The organism is Nocardioides sp. CPCC 206348 (genome assembly GCF_048654705.1).
Lineage (GTDB): Bacteria > Actinomycetota > Actinomycetes > Propionibacteriales > Nocardioidaceae > Nocardioides.
The window spans coordinates 202-456 of the sequence record NZ_JBMCZA010000203.1; the positions used below are offsets into that span (position 1 = coordinate 202).

Annotated in this window: 1 protein-coding gene; it reads right to left on the reverse strand. The window is 71.8% G+C overall.

Translation table 11 applies throughout. The features are described 5' to 3' along the window. Window positions 1-255, reverse strand: a 255-nt coding sequence (locus ACOADB_RS20040; protein WP_378602549.1) for an ATP-binding cassette domain-containing protein, incomplete at both ends; no start/stop codon positions are given.

Consider the following 255-nt stretch of genomic DNA (forward strand, 5'->3'; position numbering starts at 1 on the left):
GATCGTCGCGATCCGTTGCCCGACGATCACGACCGTGGCGTCGCGGGTGATCGGGCCGAGGGCCGCGCGCAGGCGGGCATCGGTCGCGACATCGAGCGCGGAGAAGGCGTCGTCGAAGAGATAGATCTCCGGTCGTCGTACCAGCGCGCGGGCGATGGCCAGCCGCTGACGCTGGCCACCGGAGACCGTCGTACCGCCTTGCGCGACGGCGGTGTCGAGACCGTCGGGCATCTCGCGGACGAAGCCCGCGGCCTG